19 protein-coding genes and 1 pseudogene are annotated in these 21,412 nt (G+C 67.0%); 15 read left to right on the top strand and 5 right to left on the bottom strand.

What is annotated here, in order from left to right; genetic code table 11:
* The first annotated feature begins 5 nt into the window (after positions 1 to 5).
* The 6 genes from AB0J29_RS03010 (at position 6) to AB0J29_RS03035 (ending at position 6,702) form a co-directional block, all read left to right on the top strand.
* Positions 6 to 1,334, top strand: coding sequence for an MFS transporter (locus AB0J29_RS03010; RefSeq protein ID WP_364778247.1), 1,329 nt, complete (start codon positions 6 to 8; stop codon positions 1,332 to 1,334).
* Positions 1,331 to 2,056, top strand: coding sequence for an isochorismatase family cysteine hydrolase (locus AB0J29_RS03015; RefSeq protein WP_364778250.1), 726 nt, complete (start codon positions 1,331 to 1,333; stop codon positions 2,054 to 2,056). The genes AB0J29_RS03010 and AB0J29_RS03015 overlap by 4 nt, the downstream gene beginning before the upstream one ends.
* Before the next feature lie 196 nt (positions 2,057 to 2,252).
* Positions 2,253 to 2,954 carry a hypothetical protein gene (locus AB0J29_RS03020; protein WP_364778253.1) on the top strand — a complete coding sequence of 234 codons (702 nt, stop codon included), beginning with the start codon at positions 2,253 to 2,255 and terminating at the stop codon, positions 2,952 to 2,954.
* A gap of 166 nt (positions 2,955 to 3,120) precedes the next feature.
* Positions 3,121 to 4,305, top strand: coding sequence for a glycine C-acetyltransferase (locus tag AB0J29_RS03025; RefSeq protein WP_364778256.1), 1,185 nt, complete (start codon positions 3,121 to 3,123; stop codon positions 4,303 to 4,305).
* The gene (locus tag AB0J29_RS03030; RefSeq protein WP_364778259.1) at positions 4,302 to 5,096 is read left to right on the top strand and encodes an SDR family NAD(P)-dependent oxidoreductase; all 795 of its coding nucleotides are present in this window, start codon (positions 4,302 to 4,304) and stop codon (positions 5,094 to 5,096) included. The genes AB0J29_RS03025 and AB0J29_RS03030 overlap by 4 nt, the downstream gene beginning before the upstream one ends.
* Positions 5,097 to 5,190: 94 nt before the next feature.
* Complete coding sequence (locus AB0J29_RS03035) at positions 5,191 to 6,702, top strand: CoA-acylating methylmalonate-semialdehyde dehydrogenase (protein WP_364778262.1); 1,512 nt, start codon at positions 5,191 to 5,193, stop codon at positions 6,700 to 6,702.
* Positions 6,703 to 7,071: 369 nt separating this feature from the next.
* Here AB0J29_RS03035 and AB0J29_RS03040 read toward each other — a convergent pair whose 3' ends face one another.
* Positions 7,072 to 7,830, bottom strand: a complete 759-nt coding sequence (locus AB0J29_RS03040; protein WP_364778265.1) for a GntR family transcriptional regulator — start codon at positions 7,828 to 7,830, stop codon at positions 7,072 to 7,074.
* A 172-nt stretch (positions 7,831 to 8,002) separates the two neighbouring features.
* Between AB0J29_RS03040 and AB0J29_RS03045 the strand changes: the two genes are divergently transcribed.
* The 4 genes and pseudogenes from AB0J29_RS03045 to AB0J29_RS03060 all read left to right on the top strand — a co-directional run.
* Entirely contained in the window at positions 8,003 to 9,109 is a 1,107-nt protein-coding gene (locus AB0J29_RS03045; RefSeq protein ID WP_364778268.1) for a pyridoxal phosphate-dependent aminotransferase, read from the top strand.
* A gap of 621 nt (positions 9,110 to 9,730) precedes the next feature.
* Positions 9,731 to 10,171, top strand: coding sequence for an SRPBCC domain-containing protein (locus AB0J29_RS03050; protein WP_364778271.1), 441 nt, complete (start codon positions 9,731 to 9,733; stop codon positions 10,169 to 10,171).
* Between the two features lie 11 nt (positions 10,172 to 10,182).
* Positions 10,183 to 10,953, top strand: coding sequence for a metalloregulator ArsR/SmtB family transcription factor (locus AB0J29_RS03055; RefSeq protein WP_364778939.1), 771 nt, complete (start codon positions 10,183 to 10,185; stop codon positions 10,951 to 10,953).
* A gap of 245 nt (positions 10,954 to 11,198) precedes the next feature.
* Positions 11,199 to 11,326 (top strand): annotated as a pseudogene (locus AB0J29_RS03060) (transposase); the annotation flags it as partial.
* 111 nt (positions 11,327 to 11,437) lie between these two features.
* Here AB0J29_RS03060 and AB0J29_RS03065 read toward each other — a convergent pair.
* Both AB0J29_RS03065 and sigJ read right to left on the bottom strand, forming a co-directional pair.
* Entirely contained in the window at positions 11,438 to 12,625 is a 1,188-nt protein-coding gene (locus AB0J29_RS03065) for an FAD-dependent oxidoreductase (protein WP_364778274.1), read from the bottom strand.
* An 81-nt stretch (positions 12,626 to 12,706) separates the two neighbouring features.
* Positions 12,707 to 13,651, bottom strand: a complete 945-nt coding sequence (sigJ, locus tag AB0J29_RS03070) for an RNA polymerase sigma factor SigJ (protein ID WP_364778277.1) — start codon at positions 13,649 to 13,651, stop codon at positions 12,707 to 12,709.
* A gap of 95 nt (positions 13,652 to 13,746) precedes the next feature.
* On the opposite strand from sigJ, the gene AB0J29_RS03075 reads away from it, so the two are divergent.
* The 3 genes from AB0J29_RS03075 to AB0J29_RS03085 are packed head-to-tail and all read left to right on the top strand — an operon-like array spanning position 13,747 to position 16,454.
* Entirely contained in the window at positions 13,747 to 14,394 is a 648-nt protein-coding gene (locus AB0J29_RS03075) for an ABC transporter ATP-binding protein (RefSeq protein WP_364778280.1), read from the top strand.
* Entirely contained in the window at positions 14,391 to 15,167 is a 777-nt protein-coding gene (gene fetB, locus AB0J29_RS03080; RefSeq protein ID WP_364778283.1) for an iron export ABC transporter permease subunit FetB, read from the top strand. Before AB0J29_RS03075 ends, fetB begins: the two co-directional genes overlap by 4 nt.
* Before the next feature lie 51 nt (positions 15,168 to 15,218).
* Entirely contained in the window at positions 15,219 to 16,454 is a 1,236-nt protein-coding gene (locus tag AB0J29_RS03085; protein WP_364778286.1) for a site-specific integrase, read from the top strand.
* A 361-nt stretch (positions 16,455 to 16,815) separates the two neighbouring features.
* Here the strand turns inward: AB0J29_RS03085 and AB0J29_RS03090 are convergent, their stop codons facing one another.
* Positions 16,816 to 17,679, bottom strand: coding sequence for a class I SAM-dependent methyltransferase (locus tag AB0J29_RS03090; RefSeq protein ID WP_364778289.1), 864 nt, complete (start codon positions 17,677 to 17,679; stop codon positions 16,816 to 16,818).
* Positions 17,680 to 17,783: 104 nt separating this feature from the next.
* Between AB0J29_RS03090 and AB0J29_RS03095 the strand changes: the two genes are divergently transcribed.
* Both AB0J29_RS03095 and AB0J29_RS03100 read left to right on the top strand, forming a co-directional pair.
* A complete protein-coding gene (locus AB0J29_RS03095; protein WP_364778292.1) occupies positions 17,784 to 17,930 on the top strand; it encodes a hypothetical protein in 147 nt (48 codons plus the stop codon).
* A gap of 247 nt (positions 17,931 to 18,177) precedes the next feature.
* Entirely contained in the window at positions 18,178 to 19,815 is a 1,638-nt protein-coding gene (locus AB0J29_RS03100) for an amidase (RefSeq protein WP_364778295.1), read from the top strand.
* Positions 19,816 to 19,977: 162 nt separating this feature from the next.
* On the opposite strand, the gene AB0J29_RS03105 is transcribed toward AB0J29_RS03100, so the two are convergent.
* A complete protein-coding gene (locus AB0J29_RS03105) occupies positions 19,978 to 21,402 on the bottom strand; it encodes an MFS transporter (protein WP_364778298.1) in 1,425 nt (474 codons plus the stop codon).
* Positions 21,403 to 21,412 lie beyond the last annotated feature (10 nt).

The following is a 21,412-nucleotide window of genomic DNA, read 5'->3' on the forward strand; positions in this document are numbered from 1 at the left end:
CTGCGATGAGTTCGACCGTCGCTACCACCCAGGACGCCGTTGCGCCCCGCACTTGGCGCAAGGTTGGCATTCGGATCATCCCACTGGTGGGGCTCGCCTATGTGGCGAGCTACATCGACCGTGCCAACGTCGGCTACATCGCCGCACCGATGTCACGCGAGCTACACCTGAACAGCAGCCAGCTCGGCTTGGCCGCGGGGCTGTTCTTCATCGGCTACGTCCTCGTCGAGGTGCCGAGCAATATGATGCTGTCCCGTTTCGGCGCCCGAACCTGGATCACCCGGATCATGGTCACGTGGGGACTGGTCACCGCTGCGACCGCAGCCGTGAACTCCGCGGCCACGCTCTACATCGCGCGGATGCTACTCGGGTTCGCCGAAGCCGGGCTGGCCGCCGGGATCCTGCTCTACCTGACGTTCTGGTTCCCGCGCCGCCAGCGTTCCTGGGCATTGACAACCTTCATCCTGATGATCCCGGTGTCCTCGATCATCGGCTCGCCCTTGGCTGCCGCGCTGCTCGCATGGGGTGAGGGTTTGCTCGGTATCCCGGGGTGGCGGGCGCTGTTCCTCGTCGAGGGCCTCTTGACGGTCCTGCTCGGCTTCCTGATCTACACCTTCCTGCCCAATCGACCGCGCGATGCGCGCTGGCTCACCGACGAGGAGAAGACCGCCATCGAGAACACCCTGGCCGCCGAGGCCGCCGAGCAGGCTGCCCACGGTGCGCTGACCGGGTTGCGCGAGGCGTTGCGCAGCGGACGGGTGTGGGCGATGGCTCTGACGTGGTTCGCGATCGCGTTCGGGCTCTATCCGATGGCGTTCTTCCTGCCCACGATGATCAAGTCCATCACACACAGCATCGGCGGCGCCGGCGATGTCAGCAGCGTACTGCTGTCGGCGATCCCGTACGCGGTGACCGGGATCGTCATGCTGGTCTGGGCTCGCTTCGCTGCCCGCCGGACGGCCGTCACGGCGACCGCCGTACCGATGGTCCTCGGAGTGACCGGGCTGCTGCTGGCGACATTGACCCACAGCGGTGTCCTGTTCATCCTCGCGGTCTGTATGAGTGTTGCCGGGATCATCACCGCGATGCCCCAGTTCTGGCGGATACCGGCGATCGGCCTGACCGGCGCGGCCGCGGCCTCCGGGATCGGTCTCATCAACTCCGTCAGCAATCTCAGCGGCTTCATCGGCCCGTACTTCACCGGATTCATCGCGAACGCGACCGGTAGCTTCACCTATGCGCTGTTGGCCATTGCCATCATCATGGCCGCCGGACTGACTGTCCTGCTCACCGTCGGGCGCCGGATGGAGCGGCTGGACGGAAACCTGTCATGACCACCTCACCCCACGAAACCCCGCACACGGCGGCCGAGTCCGACGGCCAGGGAAGCGTCACTCGCCGACGCGTGATCGGTGGGGCCGCCGCCGTGGCAGGCGTCACCGGACTCGGCTGGGGTGCGGTCGCGCTCGGCGATGTACTGCGCGGCAATACCGATCCTGCCCGGAACACCGCACTGATCATCGGCGATATCCAGCGGGGTATCACCAGCAACTATGCGTTCGCCAGGCAGGTCGTGCCACCGCTGACCGAACTGCTCCCGCGTGCCCGCGCGGCCGGTGTGCTGGTTGTGTTCGTGCACATCGCTTTCCGGGCCAATGGGGCCGATCTGCCGCCGGGCAACGCGATGTACCGGTCGTTCTTCGATGCCGGGGACAGCTTTCACGAGGGGTCGGCCGGAACCGAGATCGACTTGCCGGTCACCCAGGATGACGTCGTCGTGCTGAAACGCCGCGCCAGTGCGTTCGCCGGCACTGACCTCGATCTGGTGCTCCGTGCCCGCGGCGTCGACACTGTCGCGATCGCCGGTGTCGCGACCGGCGCAATGGTGGCAGCGACGTGTTATGACGCGTCCGACCGTGGTTACGAAGTGACTGTGCTACATGACGGTTGCGCCGACAGTGATCCGGCGATGCACGACTTCTTCATGAACACCGTCTTCCCCAGCCGGGGATTCGAGGTCGTGGACTGCGCTGGATGGCATGGCAAAAAACGATGACCCATTGCGTATTCGCATCGCGGGGACAGCCCTGACCGTTCCGAGTACGCGGAAGCGGACGCTCTGAAATTCCAGGTGCGGGAATCCCTGCGCATATTGATTCCGCCTGCTGTATCGAATATCGATTATGGTCCGCCATTCCCAAAAGTAGTCGATATTTCCCTGAACAAAGAACATCGCAAGAAAGTCAAGAACAATGCTCAGCAAAATTGCTACCTGCACGGTATTGGCCACAGCTGCGGTATCGCTGTCGGCCGGCGTCTCAGTTGCCGATCCCGCCGACGCTGCCGGGGTCGTCAACTACACCGCCACCAGTACGCCGACGTCGACAATCGTCAACAGCGACGCGGGCTCTCTGGTGAACGACAACGGTGTGTTCAAGATAAAAGCAACCGACGGGACCGTAGTCGCCGGCACGGAGCTGTCGTTCCGTGTCGATGATTTCCTGTTTCCGATCGCTGCCGACATCCACGATCGCACCGCGGTCCTGACTCCCCAGTTCGATCTCGCGCATGCCACCTATCAGCCGGTGGCGCTGCCATTCGAGGATCAGGCACCGTTCAAGACCCCCTACGACCGTGAGGTCGCGGCCTGGAACCGTATGACCAGCACCATCAGCGCGGGCGCCACGATCGGCACCCTCGTCGGCGGCTTGGCCGGCGGCGCTGTCGGCTGCGTGATCGGCGGAATCGCAGGTGCGACGGTGGCTTCCGCGACGATCCTCGGGCTGTTCGGCCCGTTCCTCCCCGCCGCCGCTGTCGGCTGTATCGGCGGCATCATCGCGGTCGGCGCGCTGGGCACCCTGGCCGGACAGTTGCTGGTCACCGCCCCGGTCGCGGTCATGGCGGCGGTCCAATACTTCACCACTATCAACCAGCCGTTCCCCCAGGCCAAGTAGGTGTAGCAGAGCCCACGGGAACTCGTGGGGAACGAGTGGTCTCGCCTGTACTTCCCCTCCGTCGGGCGAGACCACCTTCCATCTGAGATATCAGACAGAAAAGTCGATATGACACGCCTGCCCTGATGATATGCGCGATCATCTGGACAACACGAGGACAGGAAGCATGAACGCCAGTTTGTTGCATCGGCTCCGCACGGAGCTCGACGAACGCCGAAAGGGCACGGGGCTGCGCAGCGATCTCGTAGTCTCGGGAGCCCAGGGGCCGACGGTCGGCGTGAGCGGCGAGACGCTCGTGAACCTCGCCTCCAACGACTATCTCGGGCTCGCCGGGGACCCCGAGGTCCTCGATGCGGCACAGCGGGCGCTGCGCGAGATGGGGCTCGGGCTCACGGCCGGACGCGTGCTCGGTGGCACACGGGAGATCCACGGCCAGCTCGAGGCGGGCATCGCCGAGCTGGTTGGAGCCGAGGACGCCCTGCTCTACAGCTCGTGTTTCGATGCGAACCTCGGCGTCTTCGACGCCCTGCTCGGCCCGGACGACGTCGTTCTCAGCGACAGGCTCAACCATGCCAGCCTGATCGACGGCATCCGGCTGGCTTCGGCCCGACGGCGCGTCTTCGCACACGCCGACCTCGACGACCTCGAGCGCCAGCTCGCCGAGTGCGCAGACGCACGCCACCGGCTCATCGTTACCGACGGCGTCTTCAGCATGGACGGCGATATCGCCGCGCTGTCCCGGCTGGCCGAGCTGGCACAGCGCTACGACGCGGTGCTGATGGTCGATGACTCGCATGCCACGGGTGTGTTGGGCGCGACCGGCGCGGGCACGGCCGAGCACTTCGGCCTGGAAGGCAGTGTCGACGTGCTGACAGGGACGCTCGGCAAGGCGCTCGGCGCCGGGGCTGGGGGCTTCGTCGCCGGTGATCGTGCGATCGTGGAGACGCTGCGGCAGGTCTCGCGTCCGTACATCTTCACCAACGCGATGGCCGCTCCGCTGGCCGTTGGGGCGCTGGCGGCGATCCGGATCGCGCAGGGCCGCCCCGAGCTGCGAGAGCGCTTGGCCGCCAACACTGCCTGGCTCCGCAAGGCGTTGGGTGATCTCGGCTACGACGTGCTGCCGGGGGAGCATCCGATCATCCCGGTGATGCTGCGGGGCGGCTCGCTGGCCCGTGACGTGGCGGCGGCGCTGCGCCGCGAGGGTCTCCTCGTCTTCGCGCTGTCGCATCCGGTGGTCCCGGTCGGCGAGGAGCGGATCCGGGTGCAGGTCTCGGCGGCGCACACGGCAGATCAGCTCGAACTCGCGGCAGCCGCCTTCGGTCGGGCACGCGCCGTCCTGGTCGGCTCATGACCACCGGCGAGGGGTTCCGCGCGCCCGTCAGCGCGGACAGTCGCGAGCTCGAGGGCCGGGTCGCGGTAGTAACCGGCGGCGCGAGCGGCATGGGCCTGGCGACCGCGCACGCCCTGGCCCGCCGCGGTGCGGCCGTTGCCGTATTCGATCTGGCCGCGCCCAGCCGCGTCGAGCTGGCATCGATGCTGGAGGTAGCGGCCGACCGCGTCCAGTCGGCCGCAGTGGATATCACCGACGGCGACCAGGTACACCACGCGTTCGCCGCGCTGCTGGCGGAGCGATCGCGGCTCGACATCCTGGTCAACGCCGCAGGCATTGCACCGCCGACCGCATTCGAAGACATCACCGAGACCGAGTGGAACCGCGTGCTCGCCGTCAGCGTGCACGGCACGTTCCTGTGCTGCCAGCAGGCACTTCCCGCGATGCGCAACGGCCGCTGGGGAAGGATCGTCAACTTCTCCTCTACTGCCGGCAAGACCGTCAGCACTGCTGGGGGCGCGCATTACACGACAGCCAAGCACGGTGTCCTCGGGCTCACCCGGCACCTGGCGAAGGCCTACGGCGCCGATGGGGTCACGGTGAACGCCGTCTGCCCCGGCCTCATCGACACACCGATGGCCCGCACCCTGCTACCCGAAGCGGCGCTCGAAGGCGTCACTCGGTCGTTCCCGGTGCCCCGTGTCGGGCACCCCTGGGAGGTCGCTGAGCTGGTCGCGTTCCTCGCCTCCGACCGCGCGGCGTACATCACGGGTGCGGCCATCGACATCAACGGCGGTGACCTCATCGTCTGAGACGACAGCGCGCCGAGCAGACGTGCGACTACGAGCACGCGAAGCACAGCCACCACCCCTACCGAGCACCCCGACGAGAAAGGTGAGCTCTTTTATGAGCACAGAGACAGTCAGAACAATCCAGCATCGGATCGATGGCCGCGAGACCGCGGGCCAGTCGAACCGCACCGCCCCGGTGTGGAACCCCGCAACCGGCGAGCGCCAGGCCAACGTGCTGCTGGCGGAGCCCGCCGACGTCGACGCCGCAGTGCAAGCGGCGCACGCCGCCCTGCCCGGCTGGGCGGACACGTCCGTCATGCGCCGGTCGCGGTTGATGTTCGGCTTCCGCAACCTCGTCGAGAAACACCTCGACGACCTCGCCCGGATCGTCTCCATCGAACACGGCAAAGTCCTCGACGACGCCAGAGGCGAACTCATTCGCGGCTTGGAGGTGATCGACTTCGCCTGTGGGATCCCGCACCTGCTCAAGGGCGAGTACTCCGACCAGGTCTCGACCGACGTCGACCTCTTCTCGTTTCGCCAGCCACTCGGCGTCTGCGCCGGGATCGCGCCGTTCAACTTCCCTGCGATGGTCCCGATGTGGATGCACCCGATCGCGATCGCGACCGGCAACACGTTCGTGCTCAAGCCCTCGGAGCGCGCCCCGTCGTCGTCCAACTTCGTCGCCGAGCTCTACGCCGAAGCCGGCCTGCCGGACGGCGTCTTCAACGTCGTCCACGGTGACAAGGTTGCGGTCGACGCGATCCTCGACCACCCGGACATCGCGGCGGTGTCGTTCGTCGGCTCGACGCCGATCGCGCGGTACGTTCACGAACGCGCGACTGCGAGCGGCAAGCGCGTGCAGGCGCTCGGCGGTGCCAAGAACCACGCAGTCGTGCTGCCCGATGCCGACCTCGACTACGCGGCCGAACAGCTGATCGCCGGCGGGTACGGCTCGGCGGGCCAGCGTTGTATGGCGATCTCGGTCGCCGTCGCGGTCGGCGACGTGGCCGAGCCGCTCGTCGAGCTCATGCGCGAGAAGGCGCGGGCGATCAAGGTCGGGCCAGGACTGGAGGCCGCGTCCGAGATGGGTCCGGTCGTGTCGCCGGAGGCGCTCGGGCGGATCAGGGGCTACATCAACTCCGGTATCGACGCGGGCGCCGACCTCGTGGTCGACGGGCGCGAGGTCGACGTGCAGGGCGATGGCTTCTTCGTCGGCCCGACATTGTTCGACCGCGTGACACCTGAGATGGACCTCTACCGCGACGAGATCTTCGGCCCTGTGCTCGTCGTCGTGCGTGTCAACTCGCTCGAGGAGGCGATCGACCTCATCAACAACAACAATTGGGCCAACGGCACGGCGATCTTCACCGCCAGCGGCCAAGCGGCCCGCCGCTTCCAGCGCTCCGTGCAGGTCGGGATGATCGGCGTCAATGTCCCGGTCCCGGTGCCCATGGCGTTCTACTCGTTCGGCGGGTGGAAGCAATCACTGTTCGGTGCACACCACATGCACGGTCCAGAGGGCGTCGCGTTCTACACGCACGCGAAGGCCGTCACCACTCGCTGGCCGGAGGAGACGAAGGCGGGCAAGCATCGCGGCAACCTCCACTTCCCGACGGCCGTCTGACCGGATCACCGCGCCCCCGGATCGGCTTCGCGCCGGACCGGGGGCTGGTCGTCGTTGTGCTGACACGATTCCTGGACCGAGTGTCGCGGGCCGACGAGTTCGGCCGCTCAGGCATCTGTTCCATGGCCAGTTCTTCCACTTCGCATCGCCATCGCTGCCATCCTCGGCGCGGCGGCGACCGCCGCCATCGCTGGCTACCGGCGCCTCAGTCCGTGCGAACCCAGATACCTCGGCTGCCTGTCCGAGCCCGTCGCGACTCCCCGCCCCGCCGACCCGTCGGCGGGGCCTTCTGTTCATCAAGACGATCGTCGGCACCGTGCTCGCGGACCGACAACCTGGTGGATGAGGGCAGGCCTTCTGGTCACGGCACTAGGCCGGTGGCAGCTCAATGTTCGCCCTGCTCACGGACGTACTCTTCGCCAGAACCTGAAGCACGTCGCGACGCACGCGCTCGCATCGATGACGCATCGCGGCGTGGGCGCCATCCGCATCCTGCGCGCGCAGTCGCTCGAAGATGGCTTCCAGTTCGCCGGGCGGGCTCGCGATGTCGGGAGCGATCAGCGAGGCCATCCGCAAGACCCGCTCCAGCTCGTCGAGCACATCGACGATCGCCTTGCCGAGACGGTTGTTCCCGCTGAAGTTGGCGATGATGCCCTCGAACTCGATCCCAGCCTCGAGCGACTCCTCCAGTTCCGCTTCGCCCGCCGCGAGCGCGAAGGGCACCTTGGACAGCATTTCGAGCCGTTCGAGCGCCGGCGCCGCGACGCCCAGGCGCGCCGCGGCGGCGGCAGCCTCGCTGGATAGCAGCGACCGCAAGGCGCAGAGATCGTCGGTGTCCTGGAGTGTGACGGGGCTGACGATGTAGCCCGCGCGTGGCAGCGCAGTCACGAGCCCGTCGCGCCGCAACCGCGCGAGCGCCTCGCGCACCGGCGTCTTGCTGATGTGCCATTGCTGCGCGAGCGACGTCTCGGTGAAGCGGCTGCCCGGCGGCAACGTCAGGTCGATGATCTGACGCCTGATTGCCCGGTATGCCTCGCCGGTGCGGTCGAGGCCGGTCTCTTCCTTGCCGACCAGCAGCAACGCTGGGATATGAGGCGTTCCCACGATCACGGGATAGATATCGCGCACCTCTTTAGCGTACTACTGCGAAATATTGATATAGCAGCGACCCCGATTGGTCGAACGTCAAAGATATCTAAAGACAAAATTGATATCTCAATGATAAGTTGTTCCTATGCGGCAAAGCACCTCGGATTCCTGGCACCTCCCTGTAGCGAGCGATCTCCCGGTCATGGGCGCGATGAGCACGATCGACCGCGCGGCGCGAGCCGCGCGCGACGGCGTGCGGGTTCTCCCGCTCGTCGGAGCACCGATTCTTCCCATGCCGGAGCACGTGCGACAGGCGGTCGTGCAGGCGATGGACCAGCCCGACCCCCGTGACACCCGCGGCCTCCCCGAACTCCGGGCCGCGATCGCCGCCGAACTGGAGCGCGAGCACGGCCTGCACATCGACCCCGAGCGTCGCCTGCTGATCACTCATGGAGCGATGCAAGGCCTCTCCCTCGTGATGCGCACGGTGCTCGCTCCGGGCGACGAGGTGATCGTTCCTACTCCCACCTTCTTCTTCGACGGGGCCATCCGCGAGGCCGGCGCGACGCCCGCCTACGTCCCGTCCCGCGAGAGCGATGGATGGGCACTCGACCTCGCCGGCCTGGAGGCCGCCGTCACGCCCCGCACCCGGGCCGTACTCTTGTGCAATCCGAACAATCCGACGGGCTACCTCCCCGACGCCGCGACCATTGCGGCCGTGGTCGACATCGCGGCGCGCCACGGGCTCCTCGTCATTTCCGACGATTCGTGGCAGCACTTCAGGTTCGACGGTCGTCGGCACCAGCCGGTGGAGGCACTTGCCGATCGCTGGCCGCACATCGTGACCATCACCAGCCTCAGCAAGTACTACGCGCTCGCGAGTTGGCGGGTCGGCTACGTCCTGGCTCCGCCGCCGATCATCGACGCGCTCGAGCGCCGCTTCCAATGGGAGGCGGTGTGCTGCGGAGTGACTTCGCAGCAGGCCGCGGTCGCCACCCTCACCGGGCCTCGCGACTGGCTCGACCGGGCGCTTTCCACATACCAGGCGAAGCGCGACCTGGTCTGCGACGGTATCGCCGCGATCGGCCTGCCCGAGCCCGTGCGACCCGGGGCCGGCGCCTTCATGCTCGTCGACTGCTCTCGCCTCGGCGACACGCCGGCCGACATCGACCGCGTGCTGCTGCGGCATGGCATCGCGACGGTCCGCGGCGGCGACATGCACGCCCCCGACACTCATGTCCGCCTCACATTCGGTTCGGACGACGAACTACTCCGCGAGCTGATCCGCGGCCTCGGACAAGCCTGTCGAGAGCGCTAGGAAGTCGGCCCATGAACGCCGCCACTCCCGGCGCCCGGTCCACATCGACGGGACCTGCACCGAGCGCGTGACCGGGTTCAGTCCGACTCGGCAAGCACGGCGCGAGCAGGCAGAGGGTAGGGGCGCATCGGCCGGAAATCCCGCGGTAGAGCGTTGATTCGGCGAGCGGTGTTGCGGGTTGTGGGTGATTTCATGTCGCGATGATCGACGAGGACGGCTACGGCCGGTTCCGACGCTGTCCCGGGAGGATCTGGAGCGCTACTGCTATCCGGACGACGAGGACCGCAGGCTGATCGCCGCTCGGCGGCGGGCTGACACACGGTTGGGCTTGATGACGACGTGGCGCGGCTGTCGTTCATCCGCGCCCACCTCGGCCCTGGACGGGCACTACAGCTTCGTGCTCCCGGACCTCGGTGGCCGACCCCCCCCTGCGCAACCCCGACGAAGGGTGAAGCAGGCATTCGATTCGACCGTGCCCGCCACCGATCCCCCGGACCCTGAAACGCAACCCGGTGACTGGTGATGTGCAAGCACGATTCCGGTCGGCGTTGACAGGCAGCCAATCGGCTGCATAATTGTGATAGGCAGCAGAAAGGCTGCCTATCACAGAGGAGAATCACCGTGGCTGACATCCGGCACCGTGTGGGCGTCTACGCCCCACAGCAGAAGGTTTACGACACCGTGCGCACGCCCGAGGGGGTGTCGAAGTGGTGGATGCCTGCGAGTGGCGACGCCGAGAAGGAACTCGAGTTCGGCGGCGGGGACAAACCTGTCCTCACCGTGCGGGTGGCCGATCTCGTCCCGGGTGAGCAGGTGGTGTGGGAATGCGTCGACGGCCCGGGCGAGTGGGTCGGCACGACGATCACATTCGATATCTACCCCGGACCCGCGGCTGAGGAGACGGTCGTGAAGTTCACCCACGCGAACTGGCGTGAGCCGGTGGAGTTCATGCACCATTGCTCCACTCGGTGGGGGCAGTTCCTGTTCAGCCTGAAGAACGGGCTGGAAAACGGCGGCTGGCAGCCCGTCGCGGAGATGCCCCACGCCAGCAGTTGGAGCTGATGACCGCGCCCATGGACGAGGTCTTCCGGGCCCTGGCCGACCCGACCCGACGCCGGCTGCTGGACAGTCTCAACGCCCGCAACGGTCAGACGCTGCGGGAACTGTGCGCCGGGCTGGACATGGCCCGGCAGTCCGTCAGCAAGCACCTGGCGATCCTGGAGCAGGCCACCCTGATCACTGCGGTGTGGCGGGGTCGGGAGAAGTTCCACTATCTCAACGCCGTTCCGATCAACGAGATCGCACAGCGATGGATCAACCAGTACGACCGGGCCCGCGTCGAGGCCCTGGCGGATCTGAAACAGGCCTTGGAAGGGACCCCCTTGGACACGACCGGCAACCCCGAATTCGTCTACACCACATATATACGCACCACACCGGAACGGTTGTGGCAGGCGCTGACGCAGCCCGCCTTCACCCGGCGGTACTGGGCCGGATACACCTTCGAGTCGGACTGGCAGCCCGGCTCGACCATCGTCGTGACGACCGGTGACGGCCGCATCGCCGATGACCCCGAACAGGTTGTCCTGGAATCCGATCCGTTTCGCCGCCTCGCCTACACCTGGCACAACAAGACGACCTGCGACGGGGGGACACCGGAGCCGCGCTCCAAGGTGGCCTTCCACCTCGAAGACACCGGCGGCCTGGTGAAACTCACCGTCGTCCACGACGGCTTCCTGCCGGGCAGCAAAGTACTGGAGAGCATCAGCGGCGGCTGGCCGCGCGTCCTCGCCGACCTCAAGACCCTGCTGGAAACAGGCGAGCTGGCCGACCCGGTTCGGTGACGCGCGCCGATCGCGGGCCACGCTCGAACACGATGATCCGGCGCCGGACTTCAGCGGTTGTTGCGCCGTGCGGCGGGGTCGATCAGCGCATGCCAGCGGCCCAACGCCTCGGCGGCCTCTACCCCCAGGCACGACTCGTCGTCCGTCTTCATTGCGATAAACATATCGCCGGTATTCGTATGACGTAGCCGCGCAACCCATTTCGCCGAATCCAGGCCGATACCCGCCGGTCGTTGATTGCAGGTGCCGCCAGGGTGCGACGCCAGTACTCGGGCACCGCAGGCGGACCGAGAACTGCCGGATCGAGGTGTTTCCGGCCTACGCGTCCGGGCGCTGGCATGCGCTGATCGACCGGCAACTGTATGTTCCCGAGTTTCGACCGCAACCGCTGTCGCGCGGCGGGGATCCCGATGAGGTCGGGTTCGCCACCAAGCCGCTCAGCCACCGGTCCGGAGTCATGCGGTCCGGTGGCTGAGCGGCCAGGTCACCGGGTGACGAACTGAGGCTCCACTTCGCCGATTGCCACGAGGTGGCGGCGACGGCTGGGCAGCAGCATGGTCGGGTGGGAGACGCTCCAGGCCGCGCTCGCGCAGATCAGATTCTTGATGCGGGCGGCGGCCCGGCCCGTGATGACGGTCGATGTGGGCTGATCGTCGGGTGTCACCTTCTGGACGATGCCGTCGCGGCGGCCGAGGCTGATGCACTGGGTGGCGTAGCCGATCGGGGTGTCGGGAATCTTACGACCGGTCAAGCGCGCGGCGAGGGCGTCGGCCCCCAGCCACGCCATCGGAGTTGCCGTGGCGCAACCCATCCGCAGTGGGTTCCCGCCGACTCCTGCGGCGTGCGCGGCGTCGCCGACGGCGTACACATCCGGATGCGAGACCGATCGCAGGGTGCCGTCGACGATGATCCGCCCGGTATCGGACACCGCCAGGGTGGTGGCGGCCGCGATCGGGTGCACGGTGAAACCGGCGGTCCATACGGTTATCTCGGCCGGGATCTCCCCGGCCGCGGTGACCGCGCCGTTCGTTTCGACGCGCGTGATGTCGGCGTGTTCGTGCACTGTTATGCCGAGCCGGTCGAAGGCGCGGCGCAGGTGACGCTGAGCCTTCTCGTGCAGCCAGTCGCCGACGCCGCCGCGGGCGGCGATCGCGACCTCGAGGTCCGGGTGGGCCTCGGCGATTTCAGTGGCCGCTTCGATACTGGTCAGGCCGCCGCCGACGACCAGTACGGTCGCACCCGGCGCCAACTCGTTCAGGCGCGACCGCAGCCGCAGCGCGGCCTGCTTTTCTGCGACGTTGTCGGCGTACTCTGCGACACCGGGGATGCCGTGGTCGGCGATGGTGCTACCGAGGGCGCACACGAGGGTGTCGTAGCCGCAGGTTTCGGCGCCGTGTTCGCCGATCAGATCGACGGTCTTGCGGTCCACATCCACCGCGGTGACCCGCGCTCGCCGGACCTGCACGCCGGTGCCGGCGAACACCTCGCGCAGCGGCCGCGCAGGCAGATCCTGCCCGCTCGCGAGCTGATGCATGCGCACCCGTTCGACGAATTCGAGGTCGGCATCGACCAGGGTGATCTCGATGTCGTCGCGGTGCAGCCGCTTGGCGAGGCGTCCAGCGGTAATGGCTCCGGCGTATCCGGCGCCGAGGACGACGATGCGGTGCTTCATGGGCTTACTCCTGTCTCGGTGGCATCGCTTCCTGAACCGGACAGCGGCATGAATGCTGACAGGAATGGACTGTGATGTGAGTCACCAGGATTCGATGATGGGTGCTCCGTGTTCGGAGCTCACCCACCGGCGGGTGGCGCGTTCGAGCTTTTCCGGGTTGGCCTGAGCGTGGATGGCCGCGATGCCATCGGAGGTCAGCTGGAGGCACACGATGCCGACGACCCGGTCATCGACCACTATCACGAGCGCGGGCCCGCCATTGGCGACCGCGGCGAACATGGCGGGGCTGCCGCCCAGCATGTTCCGCTTGGCGTCGGTCGGTTTGACGGCCAGACGCAGGAACCGCGCGACACTCCGCGCACCGATGATCGGCCTGCTGAGGGTCCGCAGGAAGCCACCGCCGTCGCCGATGCTGATCGCGTCATCGGTCAGCAGGCCGATCAGCGTCTCGGTCCGGCCACTGACCGCCGCGGCGAGGAACTCCTCGACGATCCTGCGAGCGGCGGCCTCGTCGACCGCCACCCGAACCCGGTCGGTGGCCAGATGCTGTTTGGCGCGGCGATAGATCTGCTGGCAGTTCGACTCGGTGATATCGAGCATGTCGGCAATCTCGTTGTGCGCGTGGCCGAATGCCGCACGCAGCACATACACCACGCGTTCCTTGGCCGAGAGCCGCTCCATCAGCGTGAGCATCGCGATCGACACCGATTCACGCTGCTCGACGGTATCGGCCGGTCCGAGCATCCGGTCCCCGGCGAACACCGGTTCGGGCAGCCACTGACCCACATACGTCTCGCGCCTGGCCCGCGCCGAGGTGAGCTGGTTGAGGCACAGGTTGGTGAGCACCTTGGTCAGCCATGCCTCGGGTGTCTCGACATGGTCCCGGTCGGCGGACTGCCAACGCAGAAAGGCTTCCTGCACCGCGTCCTCGGCATCGCCGGTCGACCCCAGCAATCGGTAGGCGATCGCCTCCAAACGGCCCCTGGTGCTCTCGAACAGATCGACCTCGTGGGTACTCAGCGACATCGCTCCATGGTCGGCCATGGGCGATTGCCCCGTCCACTTGCACGGTTTTCCGGCTCCGCCAGGAAAGACTTCCACGGGTAGGGAATGGTGGAACGGTGCCGAACATCAGTCTGGATCGGGTCAGCGCGAGCCACGGCGAAACGCCTATCCTCACCGACATCTCCGTGACGTTTCCGGGAGGTCGGTGCACCGCGGTCGTCGGGCCGAGCGGCACCGGCAAAACCACGCTGTTGCGGCTGCTCAACCGGCTCGACGAACCCAGCGGCGGCATGATCCTGCTCGATGATGTCCCGATAGCCCGGTTGCCCGTGCCGGATCTGCGCCGCCGCATCGGACTGGTACCACAGCGACCGACGCTGCTCACCGAAATCGTCGGCGATGAGATCCGCGTCGGCCGTACCGATCTCGCAGCCGATCGCATCGATACGCTGCTCGCCCGCGTCGGCTTGCCGGACTTCCGTGATCGGCGTTGTCTCGAACTGTCCGGTGGTCAAACGCAGCGGGTGTGTCTGGCGCGGGCACTCGCCGTGGAACCCGAGGTGCTGTTGCTCGACGAACCGACCTCCGCGCTCGACGCGGAATCCGCCGCCGCGGTGGCAACCCTGATTCGCGACCACACCGCGACCGGCGGCGCCGTCGTCCTGGTCAGCCACGACACCGCCTTCGTGACCGATGTGGCCGACGACGTCCAGATACTGGAACACGGGCATCTATCCCCTGGCGCTGAACGGAAACCCCAGTGACAGAACAGCTTTCTGTTCCCGGCTGGCCGGGTGTCGTGACCTCGCTGGTGCTCGTCGCACTGGCCGCCGTGGTCGCCTACCGTCAGCAACTGCATCTGACCCGCGAGCTGCTCATCGCCGCCACCCGCGCCGCCACCCAATTGGTGGCGGTGGGCGCCATTCTGCTGATCCTGTTCCGGCACACCGGATTACCGGGCGCACTCGCCTGGGTTGTCCTGATGGTGTTGGTCGCCGGACAGGTGGCGGGCCGACGCGGACAGGGTGTGCCGCGGTCGCGGCGCGCCGCGACCATCGGGGTCGGCACCGGATCGGCCATCACGCTCGGCGCACTGATTCTGCTCGATGTGATCTCCACGCAGGCCCGCGTCGTCGTCCCGGTCGGCGGCATGATCGTTTCCGCCGCCATGCAGGCCACCGGTATCGCACTGCGCCGACTGCACGAGGACACCCGCAATGCGCGTCCCGCCATCGAAGCCCGCCTGTGCCTGGGTCTTTCGGCGCGTGAGGCCTTCCTGCCGCACCGCAGGTCCGCACTGCGCACCGCACTGATTCCGACGATCGACGCGACAAAGGTCGTCGGTCTGATCAGCCTGCCCGGCGCCATGACCGGTCTCATCCTGGCCGGTGTCGATCCCCTCACCGCGATTCGCTATCAGATCGTGGTCATGTACATGTTGCTGGCGGCCACCGCACTGGCCGCGCTCACCGCGGCACGTGTCGCCGAGTCCTATCTGTTCGACGATGCCCAGCGGCTGGTGCCACTGCCTGGCTGACGTGTGTTGCGACCACCCGGGAATTCCGGAGAGCGCATAGTCTTGATCGTCGTGGGCCGGGTGGATGGGAGCGAGCGGGTGGGCGATGCGGTGGTCGCGGTGCCGGAGTCGGTGCGCACGGAGTTGCGGCGTGGCGTGCGCAGTGTGCTTGTCGATGCCGTGGCGCTGCGGTTGGTGCGGGAGCGGTTCGATGACGAGCAGGCCGGGTCGTTGCGGCGGTATCTGGAGGCGTCCCAGTCGGCGAATACGTTGCGGGCGTATCGAACCGATTGGATCGCATGGGCCGGATGGTGCGCGGCGGAGGGGCGGCAGGCGCTGCCCGCGGATCCGCTCGATATCGCGGTTTACCTGGCCGCAGCCGCGGATGCGTTGCGCCACAACGACGATGGTTCGCAGCGGTGGGCGTTCAGTGCAGCCACGCTCGAACGCAAGTCGGCGGCCATCGCGGCCGTGCACGCCGCCAACGGACTACCGTCACCCACCCGTTCCGATGTCGTGCGCCTGACCTTGCGCGGTATCCGCCGGACCCGTCGCACACAACCGAAACGCAAACGCCCCGTGCTCCTGCACACCCTCGAACAATTGCTCGCGGGGCTGCCGGAGCCGGGATGGCCGACCGAGCCCGCGCGCCGCCGCGACACGCTGGCATTGCTCGTCGGATTCGCGGGGGCATTACGCCGCAGCGAACTCGCCGGGTTGCGGATCGCCGATGTGCGGGCCGATCTCGACCACAGCACCGGTGAACCACTGCTGCTCGTTCAGCTTCCGACCACCAAAACCGACCCCACCGGTATCGCCGAACAACGGGTCGCACTCCCCCGCGGCCAGCGTCCACACACCTGCCCGGTCTGCGCCTTCGCCGATTGGATCCGGTTGCTCGAAGTACATCGCACGCACGGTGATGTGCGCGCCTGGCTGGCCCAGGCATCCTCGCCGTCTCCGGACATCCACCGCTGCCACGGCTACCAGGGCACCGCACTCGCCGAAAACGACACCCTCCCACTGTTTCCCACCATCACCCGGCACGGCGGCATCGGCACCGAGGCCATGTCCGGCCGCGCCATCGCCGAGCTCGTGAAACGCTATGCCGCGCGTGCCGGACTCGACCCCGACCTTTTCTCCGGACACTCACTGCGCGCCGGATTCGCCACCCAGGCCGCGCTCGGTGGGGCCAGCGACCGCGAGATCATGCGACAGGGCCGCTGGTCCAATCCGCGCACCGTGCACAACTACATTCGCACCGCAAACCCGTTGGAAGACAACGCCGTCACCAAACTCGGTCTCTGAGCGGTGAACTAGGAATACTGCACATTCTCGCAATGAAGGCTGCGACGCAGGTCGATAGCAATTGCCACCCTAGCGTGTCGCGCGAAAATCGCGCCCTACCTGGATGATTCCAGCGTTTGGCCTATGACGAGGTCCAGGCGTTGTTCGATGCCGCTGATGCGCGGGTCGAGCACGCGCCGGCGCGGCCGCAAGGGCGCGTTACCCGCGCTTCGCGATGCGGCTTGCTGAAAACCGTTTACGCCTACGGGTTGTTGCCCACGTGCGTTCCCGCATTTCTCTGAGTTTGTCCAATTCAGAGGCCGATGCCGGAGTTGCTAGCCGTCGCGACAGATGTGGTGCGTGTCGACGTGGCGGGCAATCCTCAGCGGCTCGCGCGCAGTATGCGGATCGCGCGCAGTGCGCTGGGCGGTTCGCCTTCGAATCTTGCGGATCCGTCGAGGTAGCGGGTGACGAGGTCGGGGGCGGAGTGGTCTTCGAGGTCAGTGAAGCCGAGGGCGCGCAGCTGTGCGGCGATGTCGTCGGGGGTGAAGTAGCTGAACACGGGTTCGCCGACGCCGGCCAGCCGATCGGCACGTGCCTGCTGATGCGCACGGTCTTCGTCGCTGTTCGCGGGCTGCAGGTAGTCGAAGACCACCTCGACCGGCTGGGCCTGACCAGCGATGTATTCGAGAGTGGCGTGGGCGGCGTTGGGAGTCAAATAGAAGACGACGCCGAGCCACACGAATACGGCCGGGTCGGTCCGTTTGAATCCGGTGGATTCCAATCCTGCTGCCAGCGTCTGGGTTTCGAAATCGACCGGCACGAAGGTCAACGTTTCAGGGTGGTCGATTCCGGCGGTAGTAAGGCGTTCGCGTTTCCACGCTTGGGTGGCGGGGTGGTCGACCTCGAAGACACGCAAGTCCGGGTGCGGATTGCGATAGGCGAAGGTGTCCAGGCCTGCGCCGAGGATCACGACCTGCCGCACACCAGCGGTGATGGCCGCGGCCACGGCGTCCTCGGCGAAGCGCGCGCGGGCGGCGAAGAACAGTCGGCGGGGCCGATCGCTGGCCCCGGCACCGAGGTGATCGGTTGTGGGCGTGCCCAATTCGGCCAGTTTCTCCGCGGTGACGCCGAGCAGACGTGCCGCCAGGGGGTCGGTGAAGATCTGTGGTCGGTCAGCGATCTGGTGATAGGCGCGGGCGTACGCGGTGATGAGCGCTGTCCGGCTGGGTCCGTCGTTCTCCATATTCAAGAACCTACTTGCGAATGTGGCGCGTGCTCTATGAACTCACTCACGCTCACTCAGCAGTGCCGATCCGGACGGCCTAACGCACGAAGACGGTCAACACCATGTGGTGGACCGCGATCGGGCGAATCAAGCTCGGTTCGATGCTGACGGAGTTCCGGCACGAGAACTCATTGACCGATGAGGAACACGCCGCGCTCAACAACCGTGACCCCAGCCCAGCCGAACCGATGAAGTTCGACGACGAGTAGTCCACCGTCGCGCGGAACACCCAGAGCGGACACCGTTAGCCCACCGACCGGCGAATACCGCACGGATGCAATACCGCTACGTCACAAGTTTTTTTGGAATGAATTGCATTTTCCGGCCGTGCACGGGCTCCACCTGCCTCGTGGGCACGTCTCCTGAATTTCCGGGCCAGCACCGATCTCGCCGCACGTCGCCATGACCAGCGGCCGGTCGAACAGTCTGCGGCCGGAGCGGAACACGGTAGCCATTGTGACATCTTTCCCGTTGTGCGAAACGAAATTTCATGGCCTGCGCCAATCGAGTCGGCTCTGCCGACACTGTGACCTGGGATATGACAGAACGAGTGCATTAATTTGCACTGAAGGTCACCAGTCGACTTTCCTGTTTGCGCGAAGCGGCATTTTATGCCCCTTGCCGCAGGCCGATACCGTCGAATTCATGGAGTGGAATTTTCGGTCGGCCGAAGAACTCGCGGCTGCGTTGCGTGCCGGTGAAGTGACCTCGGTGGAACTGACCGACGAAGCGATCGCCCGTATCGAGCGCGACGACAAGGTGATCAACGCGATCTGTGTGCCGGACTTCGATCGTGCGCGGGCCGCCGCGCGCGATGCCGACGAGGCGCGGGCCCGCGGCGAGGATCGGCCGCTGCTCGGTATTCCTGTGACGGTCAAGGAGTCCTACAACATCGCCGGGCTGCCCACGACCTGGGGCATGCCACCGCAGAGGAACTATGTGCCGGCTGAGGACGCGGTACAGGTGTCGCGGTTGAAGGCGGCCGGCGCGGTGCTGCTCGGTAAGACCAATGTGCCGTTGATGCTGCGAGATATCCAGAGCTTCAACGAGATCTACGGCACCACCAACAATCCGTGGGATCACGGCCGCACGTCGGGTGGGTCGTCCGGCGGTTCGGCGGCGGCCCTGGCATCCGGATTCGGCGCGCTGTCCATCGGCTCCGACCTCGCCGGTTCGCTGCGCACCCCCGCGCATTTCTGCGGTGTCTACGCGCACAAGCCGACACTCGGGCTGGCGCCGACCCGCGGCATGGTCGCGCCGCCCACGCCGGCCTTGCCGATCGACCTCGACCTCGCCGTCGTCGGCCCGATGGCGCGCACCGCCCGCGACCTCACGCTGCTGCTCGACGTGATGGCCGGACCGGACCCGCTGACCCACGGCGTCGCCTACGACGTCGCACTGCCGCCCGCGCGCCACGAGCGGCTGTCGGACTTCCGAGTCCTGATCATCGAGGACCATCCGCTCATTCCGACCGGATCGGCGGTGCGGGCGGGCGTGAGCCGGGTCGCCGAGGCGCTCGTCGACGAGGGCGCCCGCGTCGAACGGCGCAGTCGGCTGCTGCCTGATCCGACCGAAGCGGCGACGCTTTATATGCTGCTGATGCTGTCGAACGCCGCCGCAGGTCTTTCCGTCGACGTGTACGAACAGCTGCAGACCCAAGCCGCCGGCCTGAGCGCGGACGACCGGAGTCTGGATGCAGCGCGGCTGCGCGGCATGGTGCTCAGCCACCGCGACTGGGTCGAGGCGAACAACCGTCGCGAACTCCACCGCCACGGCTGGCGGCAGCTCTTCGCCGAGTTCGATGCCGTGGTGTGCCCCATCACACCCACTCCCGCCTACCCGCACGACCACAACGGAGGTCTCGAGGACCGGCACATCGACATCGACGGCGTCGAGTGCCCGTACTTCGACCAGCTCGTCTGGGCCGGTATGGCCACCATGCCCGGCCTGCCTGCCACCGCCATACCGACCGGGCGGTCCCCCGAGGGCCTGCCGGTGGGAGTGCAGCTCATCGGTCCGATGTTCGAGGACCGCACCCCGCTGCGGCTGGCCGAACTGCTCGAGCAGAAGATCGGCGGCTTCCAGGCACCGTAGTGCACGCACCGAATCAGACCAGCGCGTCGGCGTCGGTGCCCCGGCCGGCGCTGCGCATTCGAGTTCAAGAGGCCACTCTGGTTACGACACCAGAGTGGCCTCTTGCACCGAGCCGGGACCGAATACTGCACGATTCCAATACCGCTACGTCACCAGTCCCGGTCAGCTTCGTTGGTCGCGCGGTAACAACACACTGACGATGGCGATAGCTGAGCTGAGCCCGGCGGCCAGCAGGAAGACCAGGTCATAACCGGCGGCGAGGCCGGCCGGGGAACTCTCACCGGCTACCTGTGTGGCCCTGGCCCCGGCGGCCGCGGCGAGTACCGCTAGGCCGATCGACCCACCCACCTGACTGGCGGTGTTGGCCAGACCACCAACGATCCCCGTGTCGCTCTCGGGGACATCGGCGGTCGTCGTCGCCATGAGCGTGGGGAAGGTCAACCCGATGCCGATCGCGACGAGCAGCGTCGGCCCGAGCACGCCGGTGAGGTAGCCGCTACCGGCGTCTGCCTGGGCGAGCCAGCCGAAACCGACCAGGAGACTACTGCATCCGGCCAGCACTATCGGGCGCGCCCCGGTTCGCGGTAGCAGCGCCGAGGCCACCCGCGCGATGACCAGAAACGTCACCGCCGCGGGCGTCTGCCCGAGCCCGGCGCGAACTGCGCTGTAACCCAACACGTTCTGCAGGAACAGCGCCGTGAAATACCACATCGCGATGGCGATCCCGCCGAACAGCAGCAGCAGCCCGGTGCCGACGGCCACTCGCCGAATTCCGAACAGCCGCAAGGGCATCAGCGGCTGCGCGGTGAAACGCGCCTGCACCACGGTGAAGACTACGAGCAGCAGCAGGCCCGCCCCGATCGGTCCGAGCACCAGTGCCGACGTCCAGCCGTGATCGGTGGTCTGCATGACCCCGAAGATCAGCGCGGCCAACCCCGCCGTTCCCGTGATCGCGCCGGTGAAGTCGAGCGATTCCTTGCGACCGGTTCGCTTGCCGGACAATACCGTCAACGCCATTGCGATCAGCACCGCGCCGATCGGGACATTGATCAAGAAGATCCACCGCCATGACAGGCCGGTGGTGAGCGCCCCACCCGCGAGCGCACCCGCCATTCCGCCCACACCGCCGGAGGCGGACCAAGCACCGAACGCCCTGGCCCGCGCATGCTCCTCGGTGAAGCCGGTGTTGATCACCGCCAAAGTCGCCGGTGCCAGCATCGCAGCACCCATGCCTTGCACCACGCGGGCCACCACCAGTACCTCCGGCGTCCCGGCCAAACCCCCGACCAGACTCGACGCGGCGAACAACACCAGCCCGGCGGCCAGCATCCGACGCTGACCGAACAGGTCGGTGGCGCGGCCGCCCAGCAGCATGAGCCCGGCGAAGGTCAGCAGGTAGCCGTTCACCACCCAGGCCAGACCGGTGGCGGTGAAGCCGAGGTCGCGCTGGATCGCGGGCAGCGCGACATTGACGATGGACGAATCCAGGATGACCATGAACTGACTGGCACACGCCAGCACCAGAATCCATCGCAGGGAGCTGATGCGCGGCGTGGCCTGCCGGGTCGCAGCGTTGATGCCTGTCATGAACGTTCTC

Origin of the sequence: Nocardia sp. NPDC049707, assembly GCF_040674855.1 — a bacterium.
Lineage (GTDB): Bacteria > Actinomycetota > Actinomycetes > Mycobacteriales > Mycobacteriaceae > Nocardia.

What these genes read in the sequence shown, in the direction of transcription:
- AB0J29_RS03010 (WP_364778247.1), top strand. Translation starts at nt 6, where the DNA reads ATGAGTTCGACCGTCGCTACCACCCAGGACGCCGTTGCGCCCCGCACT.
- AB0J29_RS03015 (WP_364778250.1), top strand. Translation starts at nt 1,331, where the DNA reads ATGACCACCTCACCCCACGAAACCCCGCACACGGCGGCCGAGTCCGAC.
- AB0J29_RS03020 (WP_364778253.1), top strand. Translation starts at nt 2,253, where the DNA reads ATGCTCAGCAAAATTGCTACCTGCACGGTATTGGCCACAGCTGCGGTA.
- AB0J29_RS03025 (WP_364778256.1), top strand. Translation starts at nt 3,121, where the DNA reads ATGAACGCCAGTTTGTTGCATCGGCTCCGCACGGAGCTCGACGAACGC.
- AB0J29_RS03030 (WP_364778259.1), top strand. Translation starts at nt 4,302, where the DNA reads ATGACCACCGGCGAGGGGTTCCGCGCGCCCGTCAGCGCGGACAGTCGC.
- AB0J29_RS03035 (WP_364778262.1), top strand. Translation starts at nt 5,191, where the DNA reads ATGAGCACAGAGACAGTCAGAACAATCCAGCATCGGATCGATGGCCGC.
- AB0J29_RS03045 (WP_364778268.1), top strand. Translation starts at nt 8,003, where the DNA reads ATGAGCACGATCGACCGCGCGGCGCGAGCCGCGCGCGACGGCGTGCGG.
- AB0J29_RS03055 (WP_364778939.1), top strand. Translation starts at nt 10,183, where the DNA reads ATGGACGAGGTCTTCCGGGCCCTGGCCGACCCGACCCGACGCCGGCTG.
- AB0J29_RS03065 (WP_364778274.1), bottom strand. Translation starts at nt 12,625, where the DNA reads ATGAAGCACCGCATCGTCGTCCTCGGCGCCGGATACGCCGGAGCCATT.
- sigJ (WP_364778277.1), bottom strand. Translation starts at nt 13,651, where the DNA reads ATGTCGCTGAGTACCCACGAGGTCGATCTGTTCGAGAGCACCAGGGGC.
- AB0J29_RS03090 (WP_364778289.1), bottom strand. Translation starts at nt 17,679, where the DNA reads ATGGAGAACGACGGACCCAGCCGGACAGCGCTCATCACCGCGTACGCC.
- AB0J29_RS03095 (WP_364778292.1), top strand. Translation starts at nt 17,784, where the DNA reads ATGTGGTGGACCGCGATCGGGCGAATCAAGCTCGGTTCGATGCTGACG.
- AB0J29_RS03105 (WP_364778298.1), bottom strand. Translation starts at nt 21,402, where the DNA reads ATGACAGGCATCAACGCTGCGACCCGGCAGGCCACGCCGCGCATCAGC.